This window comes from Chryseobacterium sp. SIMBA_028 (genome assembly GCF_046535285.1).
Taxonomy (GTDB): Bacteria; Bacteroidota; Bacteroidia; order Flavobacteriales; family Weeksellaceae; genus Chryseobacterium.
Genome location: NZ_JAWRWZ010000345.1, coordinates 1 through 267 on the forward strand (window position 1 = coordinate 1; position 267 = coordinate 267).

The 267-nt window shown below is 63.3% G+C and carries 1 protein-coding gene; it reads left to right on the forward strand.

From position 1 onward, the window contains the following. Positions 1-267 (forward strand): GNAT family N-acetyltransferase (locus SCA31_RS23720; protein ID WP_410699462.1); only part of this gene is annotated, 267 nt, incomplete at both ends.

Consider the following 267-nt stretch of genomic DNA (forward strand, 5'->3'; position numbering starts at 1 on the left):
GATGTGGGTTTCACGGCTGGTGATCAGCGACGGCGAACTGGCCGCTATCCTCCGCGATCCCAGGGTAGAGATCTACGTGCTGTCATGGGGCGGCAAGCCTGCCGGGATGATCGAACGCGATCTCCGGGAGCCGGGCGCCTGCGAACTGGTGTTTTTCGGCGTCACCAAGGAGACGATCGGCACCGGCGCCGGGCGCTATCTGATGAACCATGCGCTTTCCATCGCCTGGGCGCATCCGATCGAAAGGCTGTGGCTCCATACCTGCCA